This is a genomic window from Synechococcus lacustris str. Tous, assembly GCF_003011125.1.
Taxonomy (GTDB): Bacteria; Cyanobacteriota; Cyanobacteriia; order PCC-6307; family Cyanobiaceae; genus Synechococcus_D; species Synechococcus_D lacustris.
This window is the reverse complement of record NZ_PXVC01000213.1, coordinates 1-1,104: the sequence shown is the minus strand read 5'-3', so window position 1 is coordinate 1,104 and position 1,104 is coordinate 1. Positions and strand designations below refer to the sequence as shown.

The following is a 1,104-nucleotide window of genomic DNA, read 5'->3' as shown; positions in this document are numbered from 1 at the left end:
GGCATGCAGGAGTGCCACATGGTGCTGACTGCATGCAGCGGCGATTGCGGCGAGCTGGTTGGGAGCGAGAGCCATGGTCATAGACCAATCTCCATCTGTTCAACCTGGATAAGCCAAGTTTCGCAAGTCTGGCTTGCCTTCCACCTCTGCCAGCAAAGGTTCAAACCGGCCTGAGTACCCCACTCCGCCATTCAGAAGCACCGCATTGCGAATCCAAAACGCTGGAGCAGATCAATTAGTTGCTGGAAACAACCTGATTTGGTTTGGATTAATTAACCATTAGCAACCCAACAAACAAACCTCCCAGTAACCTTGGTTGCGGAGGCATAAAACGCTTCCAAAAGGCGTTATCTTTAGCTTCTACTTTTTGTTCATCGCTGTAATGGCGTGGCGTAGACGGGCCATTCATTGCATTGGTTTTCATGGGGTCAGTGTAAAAGCAACTCTCTAAACACTTTCATTGAAAACGGGGGAGGCTCAATCTGTCGATCCTCAGTGAAGGCACTGAACCGCTCTGATTCCCCTTCTGCCAGGCTGCCGACTGGTCTTGCCCAGAAGCACCAGAATGGAGGCATACYGTTCAACKCCGATGAGCACAGCTACCGCYCAACGACTCACGGCGATCCTTCACCGCGAGGAGSAGGTTTACGTAGCCGAGTGCCCGGAAGTGGGCACCGTGAGCCAAGGCGACACTGTGGAAGAAGCCCTGGCCAACTTACGGGAGGCCACTGAACTGTTCCTTGAGGAGTGTCCACAACCCGTGCCGGTGCCCAGGCTGTTCACCACCATTGATTTGTGTAGTTCCCCTGCATAGCCGGGATCTAGCCGTCGGCACCCTTGCCAGCGTGCTGCGCCAGGCCGGCGTGGATGCCGAAACCTTCATCCAGAACCTTTGAAAGAGCCCCCGCGTCATGAGGGTCCGTTGCTCCTCAGAAACCGGCACCCCCCCTGCATCAGCAAAGAAGTCCGCTCGTATCAAAGAAACCACCAGGGGGTGCAACCGATGAACAATGAGACCGATTTAAGACGCCAAATTTCGTGGTGAAATTCGCAAACGGATGAGTCTGGCTAGCTGTAAAACAATTACTTAATTTTCAAGGGCTA

Annotated in this window: 2 protein-coding genes; one reads left to right on the top strand and one right to left on the bottom strand. The window is 53.5% G+C overall.

What is annotated here, in order from left to right:
- Positions 1 to 268: 268 nt before the first annotated feature.
- The gene (locus C7K08_RS15740) at positions 269 to 424 is read right to left on the bottom strand and encodes a hypothetical protein (protein ID WP_161955952.1); all 156 of its coding nucleotides are present in this window, start codon (positions 422 to 424) and stop codon (positions 269 to 271) included.
- A 165-nt stretch (positions 425 to 589) separates the two neighbouring features.
- Here C7K08_RS15740 and C7K08_RS14405 point away from each other — a divergent pair, with 165 nt between their 5' ends.
- Positions 590 to 814, top strand: a complete 225-nt coding sequence (locus tag C7K08_RS14405; RefSeq protein ID WP_106501168.1) for a type II toxin-antitoxin system HicB family antitoxin — start codon at positions 590 to 592, stop codon at positions 812 to 814.
- Positions 815 to 1,104 lie beyond the last annotated feature (290 nt).

What these genes read in the sequence shown, in the direction of transcription:
- C7K08_RS15740 (WP_161955952.1), bottom strand. Translation starts at nt 424, where the DNA reads ATGAAAACCAATGCAATGAATGGCCCGTCTACGCCACGCCATTACAGC.